18 protein-coding genes and 1 pseudogene are annotated in these 21,816 nt (G+C 56.4%); 10 read left to right on the forward strand and 9 right to left on the reverse strand.

From position 1 onward, the window contains the following. Window positions 1-50: 50 nt before the first annotated feature. Together LQ231_RS24115 and LQ231_RS24120 are read left to right on the forward strand one after the other, a co-directional pair. Window positions 51-815, forward strand: coding sequence for an ABC transporter permease (locus LQ231_RS24115; RefSeq protein WP_230174529.1), 765 nt, complete (start codon window positions 51-53; stop codon window positions 813-815). A gap of 181 nt (window positions 816-996) precedes the next feature. After that, the gene (locus LQ231_RS24120; protein WP_230174531.1) at window positions 997-1,566 is read left to right on the forward strand and encodes a site-specific integrase; all 570 of its coding nucleotides are present in this window, start codon (window positions 997-999) and stop codon (window positions 1,564-1,566) included. Window positions 1,567-1,608: 42 nt separating this feature from the next. Here the strand turns inward: LQ231_RS24120 and LQ231_RS24125 are convergent, their stop codons facing one another. Further along, the gene (locus LQ231_RS24125; protein ID WP_230174534.1) at window positions 1,609-2,337 is read right to left on the reverse strand and encodes a hypothetical protein; all 729 of its coding nucleotides are present in this window, start codon (window positions 2,335-2,337) and stop codon (window positions 1,609-1,611) included. An 8-nt stretch (window positions 2,338-2,345) separates the two neighbouring features. Here LQ231_RS24125 and LQ231_RS24130 point away from each other — a divergent pair, with 8 nt between their 5' ends. After that, window positions 2,346-3,353, forward strand: coding sequence for a hypothetical protein (locus LQ231_RS24130; protein ID WP_230174536.1), 1,008 nt, complete (start codon window positions 2,346-2,348; stop codon window positions 3,351-3,353). Window positions 3,354-3,414: 61 nt separating this feature from the next. Here the strand turns inward: LQ231_RS24130 and LQ231_RS24135 are convergent, their stop codons facing one another. Together LQ231_RS24135 and LQ231_RS24140 are read right to left on the reverse strand one after the other, a co-directional pair. Further along, window positions 3,415-4,434 carry an ABC transporter substrate-binding protein gene (locus LQ231_RS24135; RefSeq protein ID WP_230174538.1) on the reverse strand — a complete coding sequence of 340 codons (1,020 nt, stop codon included), beginning with the start codon at window positions 4,432-4,434 and terminating at the stop codon, window positions 3,415-3,417. 71 nt (window positions 4,435-4,505) lie between these two features. Further along, window positions 4,506-4,781, reverse strand: a complete 276-nt coding sequence (locus tag LQ231_RS24140) for a DUF6626 family protein (protein ID WP_230174540.1) — start codon at window positions 4,779-4,781, stop codon at window positions 4,506-4,508. 96 nt (window positions 4,782-4,877) lie between these two features. On the opposite strand from LQ231_RS24140, the gene LQ231_RS24145 reads away from it, so the two are divergent. Beyond that, on the forward strand, window positions 4,878-5,852 hold the full coding sequence (locus tag LQ231_RS24145; RefSeq protein ID WP_230174542.1) for a hypothetical protein: 975 nt from the start codon (window positions 4,878-4,880) through the stop codon (window positions 5,850-5,852). Window positions 5,853-6,052: 200 nt separating this feature from the next. Further along, window positions 6,053-6,754, forward strand: coding sequence for an endonuclease NucS domain-containing protein (locus LQ231_RS24150; protein ID WP_230174544.1), 702 nt, complete (start codon window positions 6,053-6,055; stop codon window positions 6,752-6,754). Between the two features lie 256 nt (window positions 6,755-7,010). On the opposite strand, the gene LQ231_RS24155 is transcribed toward LQ231_RS24150, so the two are convergent. The 3 genes from LQ231_RS24155 to LQ231_RS24165 form a co-directional block, all read right to left on the reverse strand. Then, window positions 7,011-8,690 (reverse strand): flagellin, encoded by a 1,680-nt coding sequence (locus tag LQ231_RS24155; protein ID WP_230174546.1) that lies wholly within the window; start codon window positions 8,688-8,690, stop codon window positions 7,011-7,013. Between the two features lie 229 nt (window positions 8,691-8,919). Further along, window positions 8,920-9,582 carry a hypothetical protein gene (locus tag LQ231_RS24160; protein WP_230174547.1) on the reverse strand — a complete coding sequence of 221 codons (663 nt, stop codon included), beginning with the start codon at window positions 9,580-9,582 and terminating at the stop codon, window positions 8,920-8,922. Between the two features lie 205 nt (window positions 9,583-9,787). Next, window positions 9,788-11,047 carry a site-specific integrase gene (locus LQ231_RS24165; protein WP_230174548.1) on the reverse strand — a complete coding sequence of 420 codons (1,260 nt, stop codon included), beginning with the start codon at window positions 11,045-11,047 and terminating at the stop codon, window positions 9,788-9,790. Window positions 11,048-11,487: 440 nt separating this feature from the next. On the opposite strand from LQ231_RS24165, the pseudogene LQ231_RS24170 reads away from it, so the two are divergent. Continuing rightward, window positions 11,488-11,738, forward strand: a pseudogene (locus LQ231_RS24170) (ribulokinase); the annotation flags it as partial. A 300-nt stretch (window positions 11,739-12,038) separates the two neighbouring features. Here the strand turns inward: LQ231_RS24170 and tcuB are convergent. Next, window positions 12,039-13,172 (reverse strand): tricarballylate utilization 4Fe-4S protein TcuB, encoded by a 1,134-nt coding sequence (gene tcuB / locus LQ231_RS24175; protein ID WP_230174549.1) that lies wholly within the window; start codon window positions 13,170-13,172, stop codon window positions 12,039-12,041. Then, window positions 13,169-14,590 carry an FAD-dependent tricarballylate dehydrogenase TcuA gene (gene tcuA, locus LQ231_RS24180; protein ID WP_230174550.1) on the reverse strand — a complete coding sequence of 474 codons (1,422 nt, stop codon included), beginning with the start codon at window positions 14,588-14,590 and terminating at the stop codon, window positions 13,169-13,171. The genes tcuB and tcuA overlap by 4 nt, the downstream gene beginning before the upstream one ends. A 386-nt stretch (window positions 14,591-14,976) precedes the next feature. On the opposite strand from tcuA, the gene acnA reads away from it, so the two are divergent. The 4 genes from acnA (at window position 14,977) to LQ231_RS24200 (ending at window position 21,076) form a co-directional block, all read left to right on the forward strand. Next, complete coding sequence (gene acnA / locus LQ231_RS24185; protein WP_230174551.1) at window positions 14,977-17,670, forward strand: aconitate hydratase AcnA; 2,694 nt, start codon at window positions 14,977-14,979, stop codon at window positions 17,668-17,670. Between the two features lie 93 nt (window positions 17,671-17,763). Further along, window positions 17,764-18,501 carry a TSUP family transporter gene (locus LQ231_RS24190; RefSeq protein WP_230174552.1) on the forward strand — a complete coding sequence of 246 codons (738 nt, stop codon included), beginning with the start codon at window positions 17,764-17,766 and terminating at the stop codon, window positions 18,499-18,501. 32 nt (window positions 18,502-18,533) lie between these two features. Next, complete coding sequence (locus tag LQ231_RS24195; protein ID WP_230174553.1) at window positions 18,534-19,688, forward strand: PrpF domain-containing protein; 1,155 nt, start codon at window positions 18,534-18,536, stop codon at window positions 19,686-19,688. After that, the gene (locus LQ231_RS24200; RefSeq protein WP_230174555.1) at window positions 19,685-21,076 is read left to right on the forward strand and encodes a CoA transferase; all 1,392 of its coding nucleotides are present in this window, start codon (window positions 19,685-19,687) and stop codon (window positions 21,074-21,076) included. Before LQ231_RS24195 ends, LQ231_RS24200 begins: the two co-directional genes overlap by 4 nt. A 40-nt stretch (window positions 21,077-21,116) precedes the next feature. Here LQ231_RS24200 and LQ231_RS24205 read toward each other — a convergent pair whose 3' ends face one another. Next, complete coding sequence (locus tag LQ231_RS24205; RefSeq protein ID WP_230174557.1) at window positions 21,117-21,776, reverse strand: GntR family transcriptional regulator; 660 nt, start codon at window positions 21,774-21,776, stop codon at window positions 21,117-21,119. Between the last annotated feature and the right edge of the window lie 40 nt (window positions 21,777-21,816).

Below are 21,816 nucleotides of genomic sequence, written 5' to 3' on the forward strand. Positions count from 1 at the left end.
CCACCAGGTCTGTCAAGCTAAGGTTGTTGAAGACATCAACGAGGGATTGGTTGAACCGCGTGACCGCACCGATTGTCGGTGCCTGCGCAGTGATTTCTTGCTGGGCTGCATATGTTGTTCTGTCGGGCGTGCCGCCTTACATTCTGCCTGGGCCGGGAGCGGTGATAAACACGCTTATTAGCGACTGGGCAATATTAGGACGGGCTTTGTGGGTGACGACGAAGACGACCGTCGTGGCGTTGCTTTTGGCCGCGGCGGGAGGTGGATGCGCGGCGGTGATCCTAGCGCAATCGCGTTCGCTTGAAACGCTGCTTTCTCCGATTATGGTGACAATACAAGTTATGCCAATCGTCGCGATCGCACCGCTGATCTTGATCTATGCGCCGACTCCATGGATTGCGCAGTTGATATGTGCTTTGTTGGTTACGTTTTTTCCGATCATGCTGAATGTGCTGCAAGGTTTGAAAAGCGCGGACCGGCATCATGCGGACCTCCTAAAGACCTACAACGCGTCCCGCTGGCAGACGCTGATTTACCTGAAACTACCATCTGCTCTGCCAAGCTTTCTCGCGGGTCTAAAAATCGGAGGAGGGCTCGCGCTGGTCGCAGCCGTTGTCGGGGAATTCGCGGCCGGCCAAGCCGGCACCAACGCGGGTTTGGCCTTTCGGCTACTCGAGGCGCAATATCGGCTGAATATGCCGCGCCTCTTTGCATGCCTCGTCCTGCTCGCAATTCTTGGGGCAATAATCTTCGGACTCATCTCCAAAATGTCCGAGATTGCCCTTCGTCGTTGGCATGTGAGCGAGCAGCAATAGTCTGTTCGAAGTGTAGAGTATCGGAACATAATAAAACGCACATTTTCTGATGTTTACGCTCCGGATGGCGCTGACGCATTGATCCCGCAGGGCAATTTTTCACTTCACGCTGAGGCTCGCCCTTACTGCTCATCGGCAACATAACGGACGGCATGGAAATGCCGGTTTTTGTGAGGTGCCGATGAAGCAAGCGCGCGTTTTGACAGATGCCGAATTCAAGCGGCTGCTGGCCGTGGTAGCGCAAATGAAGCATGCAGGGCGCAACAGATTGGCGCTGATGCTCTCTCATCTCGCAGGATTGCGTGTCGGTGAGATTGCTGCGCTGACCGTGCGCGACGTGATGGACGGCGAAGGCAAGGTGCGCGAGCAGTTGCGGCTGCGGGCCGAGATCACCAAGGGCGGTCATGCCCGCGTGGTGTTCCTGAATGAGAAGCTGCGCCGGGAGATTGAGCGGCATCAGACGGACTGGTCGGAGAATCGGAGTGCCGATGCACCACTGCTGTTGACGCAGAAGCGTACGACGTTTTCCGCAAACACGCTCTGCCAGTTGATGGGGCAATTATATAAGAGCGCGGGTCTTGACGGCGCGACCTCGCACAGCGGTCGCCGTTGGTTCATCACACGACTTGCGCATTCCGGCGTCAGCCCCAAGGTCATCATGACGCTGGCGGGTCATCGGAACCTGACTACGACGCAACGCTATATCGATGTCCGCGACGATATGATGAAAGCGGCGGTCGATTTGCTCTGACCGCCGCCCAATCCGACATGCAAAAGTTCACTCAATGAACTTTTATGACCGAAGATGCAGAGGTTTAGGAACCTCGATCCGCTTTGACTTCTTGCCCCAGCATAGGGTTTCGAACTCCTTCTTATCGAGGGTGTGTGAACCCGGCTTCATGCGCAAACCAAAGTGACCGAATTTCTCGACGAGCAGTTCATGTCCCTCGCGCATCTTTTCGGTCCGGTCATCGTCACCGTTTGCGAACGTGCTTTCGCCTGAAAGCTCTTCCAGAACCATATTCCACGAGGTCATGGTTGAGTAGCCGAGTGAGACGGCTTGCAGCACGACATAGGTGTCTTCGCCATGTGTTCGGAAGCTCGGATCAGGGAGCAGCGGTTTCCGCCCCTCTTTTTCAAAGTTGCGTACAACAATCATGCTGCCCTTTAAATCCGTGCTCTTCTTGAAGACGTGATTGATCGCGTACGGATTTCCGGGGGCACTAAGCTCCTTGCTGAAAGGAACCTTCCTCCCATAGATCGGGGCAAATACATCAACGCCATCGTAGGCATCTTTCCCGTTCGCTGCCATTTCCGCAAACAGACAGTAGCTGCTGTTATGGGTTTCGGCCTGCATCAGCACTGCATCGTCATCCATGATGATGCCCCAATCGAAATCGCTGGCATATAGGTGTTTGAGGCAATCGATGCGGTTTTCGATCAGGATGCGAGGACCGACGCGCGTAATGCCGCCGCCATGTCCGGCAAGCAGACCAAACTCCTTGCTGGCGGCAACTTCCATGCGAGCGCATGTTGCGCTGGCTGGAAACACATTCCGACTATTCGATGTCGCTGGACTTCCCAACCGGCGGTATCACGCCCGGCAATGTCGCCATGCATGCCGAACGGCTGATAGCCGAAGGTCACAATCTCGATGCGATGTGCGCGGCCAACGGCCTGTCACTGGATTTCAATGCCTGCCTGAAACAGTCTTTGCTCAACCTCGATTATTTCGTGCAAAATCGAAAGTCTGGGGCAACGGAACTGCTCAACGTCCTTCAAGGGCGCAACGAGGCGGAAAGCAAAGCATGGTATGAGGCCGTGAAGGGTTATGGCCTCGAAGGCTGGGCATTTGCAGGTGCTCACCAGAGCTCCTTTTCGTTGCTGCTCAACCGCCTTCACGACATGCGCAACGATGGCCTGCTGCAGACAGCGAAGTGGATACACATATTGGGCATTTCCACGCCCTTTATCGCCTACCTGTTCAACGCGCTGCAACGCTGCGTGACTGAAATGAATCCCGATCTCCAGATCACGTTCGACACGGCAGGCCCGTTTATTTCCGCTGCGAAGTTTCAGTCGCTGATGACCCACCGGCTGGATAAGACCGGATGGACGTTCTCGACGGTATCCATGCCGAAAGAAGGAAGCCCCTTGGATACCCGCACTCTTAATGAGCTTGCATGGGAAATTGCACAACGTCGCCCGAGGGCAAAGCGGGCCGAACAGACCCTCTACGCGATCCCTGCGTCAACGACGGTCGGCGCACGTGTGAAGGTCAATGACATCTGCGTCGGGTCGAACGGTTCGTCCGATCTCGACAATGATAGCATCATGATCCTCATGAACCACAACGCCGAAGCCTATCTGCGTGTGTTCAAGCAGGTGAACAGGATTTTCGATAGTCCCGAGGAATACGAGAACGATATTCCCGTCATCCTGAAAGGGCTGCGTTTCGCTATCGAGGATATTTGGGCTGACCCGCAGTCGAAAACGACGCAATGGCAATCGTTTCTCGATACACTGGCAGCGGCTTGATCGCCGCTGCTAATGTAGGAAAGGCGTCCGGCAATCGATCCCGACGCTGATCGACAAGCAATTATTTCTTCAATTTCAGCCCGACGCCCTTGCAGGAAAAGCGGGTGTCGAAAGCCTTAGTGTAATCAGTATCGGCCTTGAGTAGCTTGATTTTCACCAGTTCGGCGGCAAGCCAATTATATCGTTCGGCAGTCATGCAGCCGATGCCCTTGTCGAGCGCATCGCCGCTGTCCACAATTCCGTATTGCTTCATCTTGTCGATAGCATATTCAATTTGGCCATCAGTCATCTCGGGGTTGGTCGTTTTGATCAGCGCATTGGCGGCTGCGTTATCCCCGTACAGGTAGCTGTACCAGCCCTCAATTGAAGCGTCGACAAACCGCTGCACGAGATCGGGATTGCTGTCGATGAGGCTCTGTTGAACCGTGATCGTGGTCGCGTAGGGCTTGTAGCCACTATCTGCAAGCAGGAAGATTTTAGGTTCTGTGCCGGTCTGCTTCTGGATCTCAAAAGGTTCAGCGGTGATCAGACCTTGCTGAGCGGAGTTCTTGTCGGCGAGAAACGGCGCTGTGCTGAAATTGTAGGGTCTGTACTGCTCATCCCGAAAACCGCCAAAATTAGCCTTCATCCATTCGAAATATGCGCCGAAGCCGGTCTGCGTCATGAAGATCGTTTCCAGCTCGGCCAAGTCATCGAACTTTTCAACGCCGCTGTCGGCGTGGGCCAAAATGACCTGGGCGTTCTTTTGGTAGAACGCGGCGACATCAACGAGCGGGATACCTTGCTCAATGCCTACAAGCTGCTCCTGCTGTGTGCCCAAATAGAAGTCAAGCTTGCCAGTTAGCAGCAGTGCGCGGTTCTGTGCACCGGGTCCACCCTGCTGGATTTCCACGTTGAGCCCGTATTTCGCATAGGTGCCGTCAGCGACGGCCTGATAGAAACCGCCATGATCGGCCTCGGCGAGCCAATCTGTGCCGAAGCGCACGTTGTCTAGGCAATAGGCGGGTGAGGCGATGGAGACCGACGAGATCGCAAGCGCGGCAACAATCGCTGCCTTGCCAGATAAGATATGCGCGTTCATTGGAAATTCCTGATACTTAAAGATGCGGAAGATAATCGCAGCGATTGTATTAGGTGGCTGTTGGCCAAACGTTAAGATCGACGTCGGCGAACATCGGTTATTGCACGACGCTCGATCTCGCTGCCGAGCCTCTGCTGGAAATCTAGCAGCGTCGGATAATTCTCTAGGCGCATCCGATTCAGCCGCCATGAAACTCCGCAAAGCGTGGCAAGTCCCGGCTCTCGGTCGACGGCGATCAGGTGCGAATAGTAGCGCGGGCTACGGCCAAGCCATATTCGCGAAAACTCCATCTGCGAGCTGGTCAGCCCATCCGCACGCAACGCCTCGTAAATCTCCTTGATCTTCATTCTGCTATCTCCTTGAAACAAATATTTATTTCCAAGAAGGCACGGTGCTAAAATTGTGCTGGATAAATAGCACGTTATTTCAGCAGGGGATTTTCAATGAAGACGAGTATGGAACAGCTACAAGCAGATATGATGACGAAGGGTGTCTTCACCCGCCACGAACGTCGCCAAATGAAATATCTGACCAAAGCTAATGAAGCTCAACGACACTATGTAAAAGCGGCACTTCCCGCAAACCATCTGGCCCGAGGGTGGATGGAAGCCTGTGGCAAAGTTGATTGTCACGGAAACATCGATTATTGCGGCGTCCCATTATGTCCGCGCTGTCACATGAGGGAACGAGCAGTGCAAACGGGGAAGGCCGTCAAGAAGATATTCTGCGACGCCGTGAACGAAGATCTTGCATTCGCAACGATCCTGTTGCCGCCGCAATTGAACTTCTCTGGCATGACGGATCTCGTCGAAAATGAAAAACGCCGTCTTCGGACTTTCATCGATCGCCAGCGGAAGAAAGATAATCGCTGGGATGACTTTCAGCTGCTCGGCTGGTGGGAAATAGACCGCATGAGCTTTGGTGATTACGAAACATGCGGCCGTAATACAAAATTGGCGTTGGATGCGCTGGGCTTTCCGTTGATGGAAGCCGAGGACAAAACAATCTGGCCTCCGCATCTCCATGCTATCGTCCGCAAGGGTGGGCTGACGACAGAGGAAATCGCGAGCGCCCTGCGCAAGGAGACCCACACGGCAAAGTATCAGGTGGATATCCAACCATTTCGCGCCCATCGCGACGCCGGAGACAACATCCAGAATATCGTCCGCTATTGCCTGAAATTCCGTATCGAATGCGATTACAAGCGGCCAGATGCTCAGAATTTCATTGAGGCTGAACAAGCCGATGAGGCAAAGCCCACTGTGCGCCAGTGGTGGCCAGCTGCAGATGTCCGCGCATATGTTGACTGGCTATGTGTGGAGCGATCCGGCTTTTCTGCTCGATCAATGCAGCGGCGACCTTCTCACGCGCCCGCAGGATGGGATCTGCCGAAGCACGAGCGGGAACTGCCGAGGTGAGCTTAAGAGCCTTGAGGTGAGACATGCTGCGATCCTTTCCGAAACCGTTTAACGTGTTTCCTGGATACAGCCATCTACCCAAAGGGCGAGCATTGAGATCATCAGGTAGCAATACCCTCCTTGGTCAGGGTAAAGATTGCCGAAGGCCGATAGCGTATATTTATAATCCTGTTTCAGACAATGGAGGCATCTGGAGGCACATGGTTCAGCGGCATATGGTTGTCATCCCAAAGGATGACGGTGGGATGGAAATTTACCCACTGAAGAGCTGGCTGCGGCAAAATCCTGAATATTTGCCTGCGGGACTGGATGGGACCAACAATACCTCGCACCAATTGCGTGCCGCCCTGCGACAATCAGGATGGACGATGCAGGAAACCCCGGGCGAAGTGCGGTTGATTTTTCCCGGACACTCTGCGCGTGTGGTTGAGGATTTGTTGGGTGGAACAGAGGATGAAAATTTTGAAAATGGGGCCGTTGACGATCCTGCCCCATACTTCTCACTTGAATACCAGCTTCGAGATTTCCTGGCATCCAACCTTTCATCCATCGACTTCGGGGGTAAGAGACTGCGGCTCTATGTCGATCCGACTGGGCGTGACGGTATTGAGTATTCAACTGCTGTCGGGCCTATCGACATTCTGGCTGTGGACGACACTGGAGCATTTTTTGTCTTCGAACTCAAAAGAGCCCAGAGCTCTGATCGGGTCTTGGGGCAAATTGCGCGCTATATGGGATGGGTCAAACAAACTATCGGCCGCGACGTGGAAGTCTCGGGGATCATCGTATCCAAATCGGTCAATCGCAATTTGAAATACGCCCGCACGGTTGTCCCGAATATCTACCTGTTCGAATACACGGTCAGCTTCAATGTGATGCCTGCGCATGATATCGACATGTGATAGATGGGGATTCCCAGTGCAACTTGGCCCCATTGCCCAATGTTCACCACGTCTAGGAGCGTAAGTCGGATTTTTTGGCACCCGCAAGGCCGTGTCTCCCGCCACGGCCTTGAGTAAGAGACGTATAGAGCGATGCCCTGCCGATAAGGGTCGGGCACCAAATCACAAGCGAGCTTCGAAAAGCTTCCCTTGGATGAAGAGAACGGCAGTCCCCGACTATAACAGTGGCGGTTGTTGCGTCGTTGGAGCTAAGTTTTTAACGGAACAGCGTCAACACACTTTCCGCGCTGGAATTAGCGATTGACAGCGACTGGATCGCGAGCTGCTCCTGCGTCTGAAGAGCTTTCAGGCGCGTAGATGCCTCATTCATATCGGCGTCAACCAAGCGTCCGACACCCTTTGTAATGCTGTCCATGAGTTTTTCTGCGAAATCCTCCTGCATTGCGACGCGGCTCTCAAGAGCGCCAAGGGTGCTGGCGCTGCTGATTGCTTCCTTCAACATATGTTCGATCCCCTCAAGGTACTCGTCCACCGTGAAGGTATTGGATGTCACGTCGATTTCGGCCAGATCGAAACGCAACGTGAATGGCGGATCTGGTCGAAATGTTGAAATGGTAAACGGTGTCGCCTTGGCGCCATAGCCTGGGTGGACAGTCTGATCGAGACGGTAAGCCAACTGGTTGCCAGCTACATCGACGTTAAGCCCAATCCCAGGGGTCAAATAGTCAACAATTGTCTTAAGGTCGTTCGCGCTGTTGATCATGCCATCGCTGCTGCCAAGAGCCGCGTCCACAACAGCGCGATTTATGGTGTAGGTGGTCACCGGCGCATTGTTGATGCTGATGTCGAATTCAATGGTTGCATCTAGGTAAACCTTGAACGGCTGAATGAAGCTCATCGCGGCGTTTGGGTGCATGTTGTCGTGATCTATTTGGGAACTGGTATCTAATCCCAACTTGCCAAAAGAACCGGTCAGCTGGTCGAGAATTATGCTTGATCCCTGATGCGGTGACGTCTCGAGAGATTCAATTGCGTACCGGTTCGCGGGGGCCGCAAATGTGCCGTTGAGGGTCACGAAGGGGCCTGCGCCGGCATCGTTGAATGCTTGTTGCAGAACCAGTTTGAGTTGCGCAACATTACTGATAATGCCATCCGAAGTGCCGAGCGCTGTGTCAATGACCGTTCTATCCACAACGATCGGGTAGGTGTCACCAGGCGAGAGATCGCTCTGATCAACAATTAGATCGAAGGTTGCCGTTTCCGAGGCGCTGAAGGTCACCGGCCCTGTGAAGCTGTGATCCTCATGTGCCTGGTGAAAAAAATTCTCGGAGTACATCGAACCGATCGGCATGTAATAGTCTAATATATCCTTCTGCAATATACCTCCGCCTCCGGTGTTCAGCATGCTCGATCGTCTCAAATCAACTTCAGCTGTTTTGACCGAAACGCTACCAGAGGCACTTCTTACGAAGGATGTGACTAGCTGCTCAGATAGGACGCTGATATCCTGAAGGTGGGATGGTGACGAGGTATTGAGCCAGTTAACGCCGCTGAAGCCTGATGACCGCACCGTGCTTTCTGCTTGAGCATTCAACTGGTCTAGTTCTTCTTGGATTTTTGTCCGATCAACACCTTCTTCGGAGGCGGCGACCAGCTTGGCTTTGAACTCTTTTAGGAGGTCTACAACGTTTTCCGTTCCAGCATAGGCAACATCCAGTTTTGCCGCCCCGAGGCCGAGCGCATCGGTCACTGCGGATATCGCCATGTTGTCGGACTTCATTGTGGTCGAGATCGACCAATAGGCTGCATTGTCCGACGCGACTTGTACACGTAACCCCGAGCTTACCTGGGCTTGTGTTTGAGCAAGACTGCTGCCAACTGACCTCAGGGTTTGCAGAGCGGTCATGGCGGAATTATTTGTAAGAATGCTGGTCAAGTTAAAAGCCCCTTGAGCAAAGGCTAGCGACCGAACGTCTATCAGTCCGGGGAAAAACGCTAGCTATGGTCGGAACACTTTTAACGGTTAACCACAAGGGTGCCCGCCTTAATGGCGAGACCGTCACCTGAGGCGGATATCCGCCCCAAAGCCAATTCGGAGAAATTGATTCTCAACCTCACCGAGTATTTTCGTTAATGCTTTTGCAACAGAATAGGTTAATGCGAAGTTAACGCGATGCCCACAGCGGATTCGACGAAGAGCAAAATAGCGGTATCAGGCGGGCGATCATTTCGAACTCCGGCGTGAAGCCATTAACAAGCTGCACGATTTTCGACTCAATTTCACCGACGTCCTGGACATCATTCACGGGGATCGAATTTAGACGCAAAAACCGAGAGTAGAGATTCTTCTCATCAGAGCTCCCAGTGGGAAAATGAATGCGTTCAAGGTTTCTTGCTGACGCTTCCATCGCGATCGCATCGATGATGCCCATTCGTATCTTACGGTTTGCAATAGGTCCGACCTCCGCATTTAGTTTGAGGTGCCCTCTGGTTCCGTCATCTCGACCTCGAATTTCGACCCAGACAATAAACGGATAACCTGCCCGCCAGTTCTCGCAACCACGCCAAGGGCCACTTGCCTTGTCGAATTCATCCCGCCATCGCAGAGGTACAAAACTCAGCGCATTTTTCGTGGCCTCTGAACAGATGATTGGAGTTGCACCAATCGATACTACTTTCTTCTCTTGGGGACTTCCGCCCATCAAACGGTGAATAGCAAGCTCGAAGCCAGAAGCAGAACTGCGCGCCTTCAATAGATCAAAAAACTGTTTGTTCTCTTGGAAAAGCCGACGCGCGAACGCTTTTATTTCGGATCCTTCGTCGCTCATTCTGGCAAGTTCCTCGGTGATGTAAGGCCACTATTCTGGGGATGTAGCCCCATATTGACCCAGAAGAAAGGCTACTGGAAAAATGTACAGACAAATATTCGTTCGATCGATCCGAGTTCAGTAGAAGCGGATTGGCTCAGGAGTTGGAGGCAGTATTGATGACTGCGCAAGGGATCTCACTGCACTCGTCGGGCCAAATGAACGTTTAACCCACATGCTCGTTTGAGTGCCGAGCCGCCATCTCCTGTTCGGTAAAGCTTTGTTCTCCACCGCGCTTAAGCTCTTCGATACGCCTTTCCAGAAGTTTGATTTCAGCATAGGCCTCATCATCCAACAGGATTGGCTCTTTGGCAAAATCCTCTTGGCCGGGGCGAAGGAAATCCTTGATCTGCTCCGTGTTCACCTGTGCATAGTGCTTGTCGATCATTGTGAGCGAGGTGCGGGTGTTGCGGGCGACATGATGGACTGAAACATTGTTGGCGAGCATTTGCGAGATATAGAAATGCCTGAAAGAATAGGAAGTGCGGCGAACCCCACGATTGTCCTTCTCAAGACCGGCAGCAATTAGAAGAGCAGTGAGGCTTTTCTTGAACGACAATATGCTGTTGCCATTTTCGTCAACAAACACCGGATCTTCGTTCTCTGGTTCGCGGTCCATGTCATGGACAAAAAGGTCCCAAAGCATGCTGAGTGCAGATAGCGCTCCGTAAAGCGGTACAGTGTTGCCATGCTTGCTCTTGCCGTGGACTGCCAACCGCGCATCTTGTTGATGCAGTGGAAGATGACGTGTTTCGCGGAAGAGTGAAATATCTCCCCAAGTGAGGTTCTTTGCTTCTGTTGGGCGCAGTCCGGAATTGGCCATCAGTTCGATGTAGGCGTGCAGCCGGACACGATCGGCGCGGATGCCCTCGGTGATGGCCTTTTGGGTCCAGACCCGCCCATCCTTAGCTTTAATGACCTTCAGCTTTGTATGGTGTTCGTTGATACGTTCGATGCTTTTGGCAACAAGCTTTTCGTACTCTTCTGGTTTGAAGCCGGGCCGCCTGTTATCGGGTTTCTTCCGCGCATCAATGGTGGGCAGTTCCAGAGGCTTGCAGTAGCCCCAACGCGCCGCCTGACGAAAAAGCTCTCGCAGGATGACCATTTCGCCTTTCATGGTTGCCAACGCAGCGACTTTTCGGGGGGCAGGGCGGCTGAACACGCGACCATCTTCTCGTTCGCATCTGATCTTCTCAATCTTCGAGCCTGGGCCATTGGTCCAGTAGGTTTTTCGCCATTCAAGATAGCGCTCGACATCGGCAGTAGTGATGAGGTCGACAGCTTTATTTTCGAAATAGGCCATCGGGAAACGCCGAATCATCGGTGGCCAGAATGTCGGGTGATAATGACTACGCTCACCGCGTTCGGCCTCGGCGCAGACCTTCTCTATGAATTCCTCTGCAACATCGTGAAACTGATGCTGCACCAGCGATAGGCCCTGTTTGTGCCGATACTTCTGTTCATGGAAAATCTCGTTTGCTCGTTGAAGTGCACGGTCGAAATCGTGGGTGCCTAATGATTTTTGATTTGCCGACCACCGAGCGAATAACGCATGGACCAGTTGCGGGTGCCCTCACGCTTGAAAAGGGCAAAGGGGGCATTTGTTGATTCGGTATGCTGCAACATAACCAGGGCTCCAAAGGAGTTATTATGGTCGGAGCGTTGCGCTAAAACTGCGCTATGCTCCGCATCCACGCCCGGTAAGCGTACATTGTAATCATTGATGAATTCAAAACCGAATACGCTGCTGAGCTAGCTTATTTCCGTCGCAGGCCAGAACAAGATAAAATTGATATGCCAATGAAAACAATATATTCAGTGGCGCACCCGGTAGGATTCGAACCTACGACCTTTGGAATCTAGAACGCGGTCTGCGCGATCATCCGTGAAGCGGTCGCATCCGCCGTGTAGATCCGGCCCATGTCATGGGATTGGGATTAGATGCGACCTGCTCGCTGGTGGTGCTGGGGGAGGGTGGTTACCCACTCGCCGTCGGGCCGTCCGAGGAGGCCGAGCGTGACATCCTCGTCTGGATGGACCACCGCGCTGTTGACCAGGCCGAGCGGATCAACACCATGGGCCATGATGTCCTGCGTTATGTTGACGGCCGCATTTCCCGGTCACGACCCTTGTCGCTTGCCCTGAAACAAGGCCCAGAGCGCTTCACTTCCCCAAACCGGCGGCTGACGTGAACGCAGGCACGGGAACCGGAGCCGCCAACACATCCCCATCGCGTTCATTCGTGGCTATCATGAGATCGCTCACGGCTTCTAGCTATGCGCATAAGCGACTGTGTGAGCATGGCAATCCACCGACGTGAAGTGACACAAAGGGCGCAACCGCGCGTCACCTTCAGTCAGAGCGGAGCCGGTTGGCCTGATCTTCTGGAAAACGTCAGAAATCGGCGGGGAATGGTTTCAGGATTGATCGATCATTCTGTGTTCCTTCGCGTAGCGCACGAGCGCCAGGAAACGGTAAATGCCGTGAACGAACTTGCCATAGGGCATTGTTATAAAGAGGCTGAAGACGACGCCGAGATGGAGTGCAAGGATGAGCCCCATGGCCGGTGTCGCGCGGAATACCAGCAGAAGTAAGCCCGTCAGACTGGTTAGGAACAGCATAACGAGGAAAGCGACATCCATTCCTGTGCGAGTTCCATCCATCAACATGGGATCTCGACTCCATTTTGCCTTCAAGAGCCCAGCCGGCCCAATGATGAGGCCAATGCCACCGACTGTCCCGAGCACCACTGGCAAGTCGTACACAGGATAGGGAGCTTCCATGCCGAGCAGATAGTGGTAAAGCGTCGCTGTCGACGTTGCTGCGAAGCAGAGCATAAACCCGTAAAAAGTCATGTGATGATAAAGTCGCCGGCGGTCTGTCGGCCGATCGCTCTCATTCATACATCCGACACCGCCGCCATCAAGGTAGCGCAGTGTCGATGCGTCCTTCATAGCCTGCCACAGGGACGCGGGCTCCTTCAACGTGCCAGCCGGTTCGCCAATATCTTTCCAAAAAAGCCTCACCCCCATGCCAATTGCCAAGAGCGAGTAGCAAAAGGCCGCACCGAAGATCACGGCCATCGTGTTGTGGGGCATAAGCTTATAGAAAGCCCCAGGACCTGTATGGACGCCAAACAGAACGGACGGATCATGCCAGCCGGCAAAGCCTGCAATAAAGACAGCAACGCTGATTGCCGCGATTACACTGATCGACAGACCGTTGCGGTGGAAGAGACCGGACAGGGGCCGCGGCCATGCATAGGCTCGGTAGGAATCGTTTCTGACGATCGCCAGAGTCTGTGGAACGTTGACGCCAAATTCGTGCGGTGGGGCGAACTGGCAATCGGGGAGACAGGCGCCGCAGTTGTGACAGAGATTGGCAAGATAGTTGAGATCGCCATCCGAGAAGGAACGCCGCATTTCCATGGCCGGGAAGACAGCGCACAGTCCCTCGCAATAGCGACAGGAATTGCAGACTGTCATCAGACGATCGGCCTCCGCTAGGCTCTCGGTTGAATGATGGGGATCGAGCAAAGCGTGAATGTTCATACGGCCTCCAGCGGCAGTGATCTGGTTGAAAGCAGGGCCGCGGCTTCGCGGCCGGCGACCCGACCGAAGACACTGCCGATCGTCATGCCAATGCCCGCAGCGTAGCCCTGGCCGAGCACATTGCCCGCCATGATTTCGCCAGCGGCGAACATGTTTGCGCTTTGGCGACCATCGGTCATGACGATGCGCGCCTGCCGGTCTACACGGACACCGAGATAGGTGAACGTAATTCCAGGTCGGACGGGATAGGCATAAAATGGCGCAGTTTCGATGCGTCGTGCCCAATGTGTCTTGTCTGGTTCCAGTCCATGGGTGCGACAATCGTCGAGCGTGGCCGGGTCGAAGGTCCCGGGCAAAACCGCTGCATTGAAGCCATTGACGGTACCGCTCAGTGTGGCTCGATCCAGACCGAGTTTGTCAGCAAGTTCCTCGATTGTGGCTGCCCTTACGGGCGGGAAAAGCGAAGGCATGAAAAGCTCAAGCGTGGGGGCATCGAAGATGATGTAGGCAATCTGATTTGGCTGGGCCGCGACCAGGCGCCCCCAAATGGCATATCGCTTCGGCCACACGTCTTCCCCTTCGTCATAAAAGCGTTGCCCTTGCTGGTTGACGACGATTCCAAACACGACGCAGTCGAGACGCGTAATGATGCCCCCATCAAATTTGGGCGCGCGTGCATCGATAGCCACAGCGTGACACTGTTTCGGATCGCCAATCTGTTGCGCGCCGTTCTCGATCAGCATTTTCAGCACCGTGCCGCGGTTATACGGCGTGCCGCGGATCAGAAAATTATCAGCGACAGAACCCCAACCCTCGCGCAGCCATTCGAGATTGGCCTCGAAGCCCCCGGAGGCCGCGATGAAGGCTTTTGCTTTGAAGGATATATCTTCGCCACCATGGCGAACGAGGGCTGATCGAAAATGATTTCCCTCGATGTGGAGCCCCACAACCTCTGCGTCATAGATGACATGAACACCCAGTTTTTCCGCCGTTAGGTAGAGTGCATTCAACATCGCTCGGCCGCCGCCGAGAAAGAATGAATTGGTCCGCCCAAGACTGAGCGTGCCACCGAGCGACGGTTGGAACCTGACACCCTGTTCCGCTATCCAGGTCAACATCTCCTTTGACTCGGCGATCATCATCTTCGCCAGTTCCTCGTCGGTGTTGCCGGCAGTGACGCGCAAAAGGTCATCAAGAAACTCGTCTTCGGTATAGGGACCGGAGAGCGTCGCCGTCGCCTCGTCGTGAGCGCAACGCATGTTGCGTGTATGGCGCGTGTTTCCGCCGCGATAGAAGCGAGGCGCACTTTCCACAACCAGAACACTCACACCGGCACGCCGCGCACTGATGGCGGCGCACAAAGCTGCATTGCCGCCGCCGGCGATGAGCACGTCATAGCTTGCTGACCGTTCGATCATTCCTCGTTTATCTCGCTTTTCTAATACCGATGCAGATGGGTTTACTGCATGCATTTGTATACAGTCAATAGCGCAGATTTTGTCTGTAAGGGAACCCTGGGAAGAACAGTGCCGGCACGGCTCGCACTGCCTCTACATCGGAGATGACCCCAATGACAAAATAACAGTATACGAACGACTAGCGGCTGCGGAAAAAACTATCTATAAGACCTGCAAGCACGCCAGCGGTCGGCGTGAACTTCATCCTTGTGCCGAACATGAAGGTTGCGACAGCAATATTTCACGGGCGGACAGCGGAAATGGCCGTACCCGCATCCTGATGTGCATGAAGTGCATAGGCGTCCGCACGATTGTGTTGGCTATCAGTATCAGCGGGGTTTCTATCCGTGGCTAAATCACTCGACAGTTTCAATTGCCGTTCGGTCTTGACCGTAAACGGCAAAGACTACGTCTATTACAGCATCCCGAAGGCCGAGGCGAACGGCCTCGCCGGCGTGTCGAAGCTGCCCTATTCCATGAAGGTCCTGCTGGAAAACCTCCTGCGCAATGAAGACGGTCGGTCCGTCTTCAAGAAGGACATCGAGGCAGTCGCCGCCTGGCTCGTCGACAAGGGCACGGCCGAAAACGAAATCGCCTACCGTCCGGCCCGCGTGCTGATGCAGGACTTCACCGGCGTTCCCGCCGTCGTCGACCTGGCTGCCATGCGCGACGCCATGGTCAACCTCGGCGGCGATCCGGAAAAGATCAACCCGCTGGTTCCCGTTGACCTGGTCATCGACCACTCGGTCATCGTCGACGAATTCGGCACCCCGACCGCCTTTGCCCGCAACGTTGAGCTCGAATACGAGCGCAACGGCGAGCGCTATCGCTTCCTGAAATGGGGCCAGCAGGCGTTCAAGAATTTCCGCGTCGTCCCTCCGGGCACCGGTATCTGTCACCAGGTCAACCTCGAATATCTTGGCCAGACCGTTTGGACGAAGGACGAGGACGGCGAAACCACCGCTTATCCCGACACCTGCGTCGGCACGGACAGCCACACCACGATGATCAACGGCCTGGGCGTTCTCGGCTGGGGCGTCGGCGGTATCGAAGCCGAAGCCGCCATGCTCGGCCAGCCTGTCTCCATGCTGCTGCCTGAAGTCATCGGCTTCAAGCTGACCGGCAAGGTCAAGGAAGGCGTGACTGCGACCGACCTCGTGCTGACCGTCGTGCAGATGCTGCGCAAGAAGGGCGTTGTCTCCAAGTTCGTCGAATTCTTCGGCCCCGGCCTTGATTCGATGTCGCTCGCCGACCGCGCGACCATCGGCAACATGGGCCCGGAATATGGCGCGACCTGCGGCTTCTTCCCGGTTGACGGCGAAACCATCAACTACCTGACGATGTCCGGCCGCACCAAGGACCGTATCGCGTTGGTGGAAGCCTATTCCAAGGTTCAGGGCATGTGGCGTGATGGCGACGGTTCTGAGCTGGTCTTCACCGACACACTCGAACTCGACCTCGGCGATGTCGTGCCGTCAATGGCCGGCCCGAAGCGTCCGGAAGGCCGCCTGCCGCTCGAAACCATCGCGCCGAACTTCGCGACGGCCCTGGAAACCGACTACAAGAAGCCGGGCCAGTTGACCAATCGCTACGCGGTCGAAGGCACCGACTACGATATCGGCCATGGCGACGTGGCGATTGCCGCCATCACCTCCTGCACCAACACCTCGAACCCGAGCGTGCTGATTGCAGCCGGCCTGCTTGCCCGCAACGCCGTTGCCAAGGGCCTGAAGACCAAGCCATGGGTCAAGACCTCGCTGGCACCGGGATCCCAGGTCGTCGGCGAATACCTGGCCAAGTCCGGCCTGCAGGTTTCGCTCGATGCACTCGGCTTCAACCTGGTCGGCTTCGGCTGCACCACCTGCATCGGCAATTCCGGCCCGCTGCCGGCGCCGATCTCCAAGACGATCAACGACAAGGGCCTGATCACGGCCGGCGTGCTCTCGGGCAACCGCAACTTCGAAGGCCGCATCTCGCCGGACGTCCAGGCCAACTACCTGGCTTCGCCACCGCTGGTCGTGGCTTATGCGCTGGCCGGTACCGTCCAGAAGGACCTGACCACGGAACCGCTCGGTGAGGACCAGGACGGCAACCCGGTCTTCCTCAAGGACATCTGGCCGACCTCGCACGAGATTCAGGAATTCATCCTGAAATACGTCACCCGCGAACTTTACGAATCGAAGTATGCCGACGTGTTCAAGGGCGATGCCAACTGGCAAGCCGTTCAGGTTCCTGCCGGCCAGACCTATGCCTGGGACGACAAGTCGACTTATGTGCAGAACCCGCCTTACTTCGTTGGCATGGGCAAGACCGGCACCGGCCTGAAGAACATCAAGGGCGCCCGCGTTCTCGGTCTCTTCGGCGACAAGATCACCACCGACCATATTTCTCCGGCCGGCTCGATCAAGGCGGCTTCGCCTGCCGGTGCCTACCTCACCGAAAACGGTGTGGCCGTGGCCGACTTCAACCAGTACGGCACGCGCCGCGGCAATCATGAAGTGATGATGCGCGGCACGTTCGCCAATATCCGCATCCGCAACCACATGCTCGGCCCGAACGGCAAGGAAGGTGGCTACACCATCCACTATCCGTCCAAGGAAGAGATGTCGATCTACGACGCGGCCATGCAGTACAAGGCTGAAGGCACGCCGCTGGTCATCTTCGCCGGCGTCGAATACGGCAACGGTTCGTCGCGTGACTGGGCTGCCAAGGGTACCAACCTGCTCGGCGTCAAGGCCGTGATCGCCCAGTCGTTCGAGCGTATCCACCGCTCGAACCTGGTCGGCATGGGCATCGTGCCCTTCACCTTCGAGGAGGGCACGACCTGGGCCAGCCTCAACCTCAAGGGTGACGAGATCGTCGAGATCGATGGCCTCGAGGGCGACATCAAGCCACGCGAGAAGAAGATCGCCAAGATCACCTATAGCGACGGCACGGTGAAGGACATTCCGATCCTCTGCCGCATCGATACGCTGGACGAAGTGACCTACATGAACAATGGCGGCATCCTGCAGACGGTTCTTCGCGACCTGGCTGCTTAACCGCATGAGAAGCTTGCCGCCCCGTCAGAGATGACCGGCGGCAAGCTGCCCTCGATTACCGGCATCCCGTGTCGACCGAACTCGGAAACTTTCGTGACAGCAGTGCTTTTCACTGGCCTGACCGTGGCCGTCTTCCTCACATCGCTGCTGTCAGGCATCTTCGGCATGGCGGGGGGACTGATCCTGTTGTGGATCCTCCTGTTCCTGATGCCCGTTGCGACAGCGATTGCGGTCCACGGCATGGTGCAAGTAGTCTCGAACGGGTCGCGTGCCTGGTTTTCTCGCAAATATGTTGATCTGAAAATCCTTGGAGTGCTTTGTGCCGGTCTGGTGACCGCCGCTACCCTGCTACTGCTCGTCGACTATCGTCCGAGCCTGATCGTCATCTCGATCGTCATCGGCCTCATGCCGGTTCTCGTCTGGCTACCGGTGAAAAAGATGGAACTCGACGCGTCGAAACCCCTGCATGCCTATGTCTGTGGCATTATTTCCGGCGGGCTGGCTATTGGCGTCGGCGTATCTGGACCCATCATCGACATCTTCTTCATCCGCACGGCGATGGACCGGCGCACCGTGGTGGCCACGAAGGCAGCCGTACAATTTCTCACGCATGGCACCAAGGTGGCTTTCTACTGGCAAGCTGCGTTGACGCTGTCGACGGAAGGCTGGCTTGCCGTTGCGGCGGCAGTGCCGATCGCAATCCTCGGGACCCGTGCCGGCAACGGTATTCTCCAGCGCATCACAGACGCCAACTTCCGCAGCTGGACGCGTTGGATAGTGACAGCGATCGGCGCCGTCTATTTCGTCCGGGGCATCATACAGCTCGCCTGAATACCGACGTTTTCGAGCAAGGGAGAGTAACAATGACACAGATTTTCGTACCAGCTGCCTTCTATCGCGGCGGGAGCAGCAAGGGCGTCTTTTTCCACGCACGCGATTGTCCGGCACCTGGTCGCGCGCTTGACCACATGTTGTTGTCGGCGCTCGGCAGCCCCGACCCCTATGGCCGGCAACTCGACGGGATGGGAGGAGGGACCTCATCGCTGTCTAAGGCGGTGATCATCGGGCCTTCGACGCATCCTGAGGCCGATGTCGACTACACCTTTGCGCAGGTCGCGGTGGATCGCCCCGTCGTCGACTGGGGGGCCAACTGTGGAAATCTCTCGTCCGCCGTCGGACCGTTTGCTGTCGACGAGGGCCTTGTTTCAGTCAGCGACGGTGCAGCGCTTGTGCGCATCCATCAGGTCAACACGAAGAAGATCATCCATGCCCGTTTCAACGTTGCTGGAGGAAAAGCTGTCACGACCGGCGACTTCTCTCTCGATGGTGTGTCCGGCACTGGCGCGCGCATCGCACTCGACTTTTTGGAGCCCGGAGGCACGGTGACGGCCGGCCTGCTGCCGACGGGCAATGTCATCGATACGGTCGAAATTGATGGACGCCGCTTCAGCATGTCGCTGGTCGATGCCAGCAATCCCGTTGCCTTCCTGTCAGCGCAGGACATCGGCCTCGGTGGAACTGAGTTGCCCGACACGATCGAGGCGGCGCCTGAGACCATGCGTCTGCTCGACCGACTTCGCCGCGCTGCCGGCGTGCTGATGGGGCTTGGACCGGCTCCAGAACAAGTGGGGCTCGCCAATCCGAAGATTGCGATTGTGTCTGCACCCGCATCTTTCCGGACGTTGGATGGGCGCATGGTAGAGGCGGGGGAGTTCGATATCGCGGTGCGGATGCTGTCGATGGAGCGCGCCCACCGCGCGGTCACGTTGACCGGGGCGATGTGCCTGGCCGTTGCCTGCCGGATCGAAAGCTCTCTACCGACCGGTCTTTGCACGGCCGACGCCCAAGCCAAAGTGATCCGCGTCGGTCATCCGTCGGGCACGGTTTCTGTCGGTGCGACCGTCGGCTGCCTGAGGGGGAAGTGGAACGTTTCAAGTGCGACGGTGTACCGGACGGCACGGCGCCTGATGCAAGGGGAAGTCGCCGTTTCGCCTTATGGGGAGGAAACATCCAAATGAACGACAAGATGCGCGAAATGCTCGGTGCATTGCTTGCCGAAGTCGGCTGGAGCGATGCGCCCCTGGACCGGCTGCTAATCGAAACGAGGCCGAAAGTGCTTGCCACACCCTGGCCGATTGCGACGATGGCCTGCATGGCTCTCGGCGCCGTTGGATTGGCAGCCTCGCGTATCCATGAATTGCGTACCGGCGAACGCAGGACCGTGCATCTCGACACGCGCGCTGCCGAACTCGCCATGGCAAGTTCAAGCTATCTTCAGGTCGATGGACGTCCCGTCAAGTTCCGCGATCCGTTTACCGGCTTCTATCGGGCATCCAACGGCGAATGGGTCTATCTGCACGGCAACTTTCCGCACTTGAGAGACGGGCTTCTCGCCATGCTCGATGTCGAAAACGACCCGGACGCGATCCGTGCGGCGGTCCTTGAGCGCGAGGCTGGTGACATCGAAGCCGAAGCGATTTTGCGGGGGCTTTGCGCTGCGCGTGTGCGGACCCGTGCCGACTGGCTGGCGGAGCCGCATGCGGACGCGCTTACCAAAATTCAGATCGTCCGGATGGAGCGTGTCGGCGATGCGCCCGTGATGGCGCTAGAAGACGGTGGGGCCGGTCTATCCGGGATCAGAATGCTTGACCTCTCGCGCGTCATCGCCGGGCCGATGGCGGGGCGCACGATGGCCGAACACGGTGCGACCGTTCTGCTGATCGCCAGCCCCCGTCTACCCTTCATCCAGTCCCTCGTCATCGATACCGGATTCGGCAAGCATTCCGTTCATATCGATCTTGACGATCAGGAAGGGCCGGCGATGCTGCGCGGCCTTCTTGTCGATGCGGATGTCTTCCTAGATGCTTATAGACCAGGTGCACTCAGCGCGCGCGGCTTCGGCGCGCAACAGCTGGGAGGGATGAAGCCCGGGCTGGTCTCTATTTCGCTATCGGCATTTTCCGATAGGGGACCTTGGAGCGGACGGCGTGGCTATGACAGTCTTGTGCAGGCGACGATGGGCATGACGTCGCAATCGGACGGCTTGCCACCACAACTTCTACCCTGTCAGCCGCTGGACTATCTCACGGGATATCTTGCAGCCTTTGCAGCCATGCTGGGGCTGATACGCCGGCATGAAGAGGGGGGTCGGTGGCACGCATCGCTTTCACTTGCCGCAACAGCGCAGTGGATGTGGCGCCTGCGCGCGCAGGCGGGCGATGATGCAGTTCATCCTGCCGCCAATCCGACGGCCGCCGGGATCTCGGACCTGCTGGCGGTGCACGATACGGCTTTCGGCAGCGTGACGGCGTTGAAGCCGGCCCTGCGAATGGACGGTGTTCCTCTCGTCTGGTCACGTGTGCCGGCTCAGCTCGGATCCGATCCGGCAAGCTGGCCGGATGTCTGACGCCATTTGTAAGGCGACGCTCTACCCACGGACGAGCAGGCTACTCTTCGATCTTGGTGATCAACAAGCGCACTTCGAGCGCCGTCTTGATATGCTGGATCGCCGCGCGCTCGGCCGCCTCCGGGTCGCGTTTCCTGAGCGCTTCCAGAATAAGGACGTGTTCGTCGGTGGCGGTCGATGTCCGTCCTTTTTGGATGAAGGTCGTATCCGGCAGAAGAGCGATGGTTTCCTGGAGGTCCTCGACGGCCTGTCGCAGGTAACGGTTGCGGGCAGCGTCGTAGAGCCGGGCGTGGAATTGCCGGTTCCAGTTCGCGGCAAGTTTCGGGTCGTCGGTTGCCGCCGCGAATTTCTCGTTGATCCGCTCGAGATTGGCGATTTCCGCGTCGGTCGCATGACGCGCGGCAAAGCGTGCCACGACCCCTTCCAGTTCCTCGCGCATGGCGTACAGCTCGAAGATCTGCTGCATGGAGAGGATCGACACAGCGACGCCCCGTCCGCTCGCCGCTTCGAGAAGGCCTTTTTCCTGAAGTCGACCAAGTGCCTCTCGCACCGGTGTTCTGCTGACGCCAAGGCGCGTCGCCACTTCCTCCTCGCGCAGCGGATCGCCGGGCCTGTAGATGCCGTCGCGAATCGCCGCCAGGATCGCATGATAGGTGCTCTGGCCGCGTGTCTTGGCAAGCACGTCCTTGGATGCCGTCATGCGGGCAGTTCTCCCCTTCTGGAGCAATTCCGGCTATAGG

The sequence above is a fragment of the Rhizobium sp. CECT 9324 genome (assembly GCF_918741265.1).
In the GTDB taxonomy this organism is placed as follows: Bacteria; Pseudomonadota; Alphaproteobacteria; order Rhizobiales; family Rhizobiaceae; genus Allorhizobium.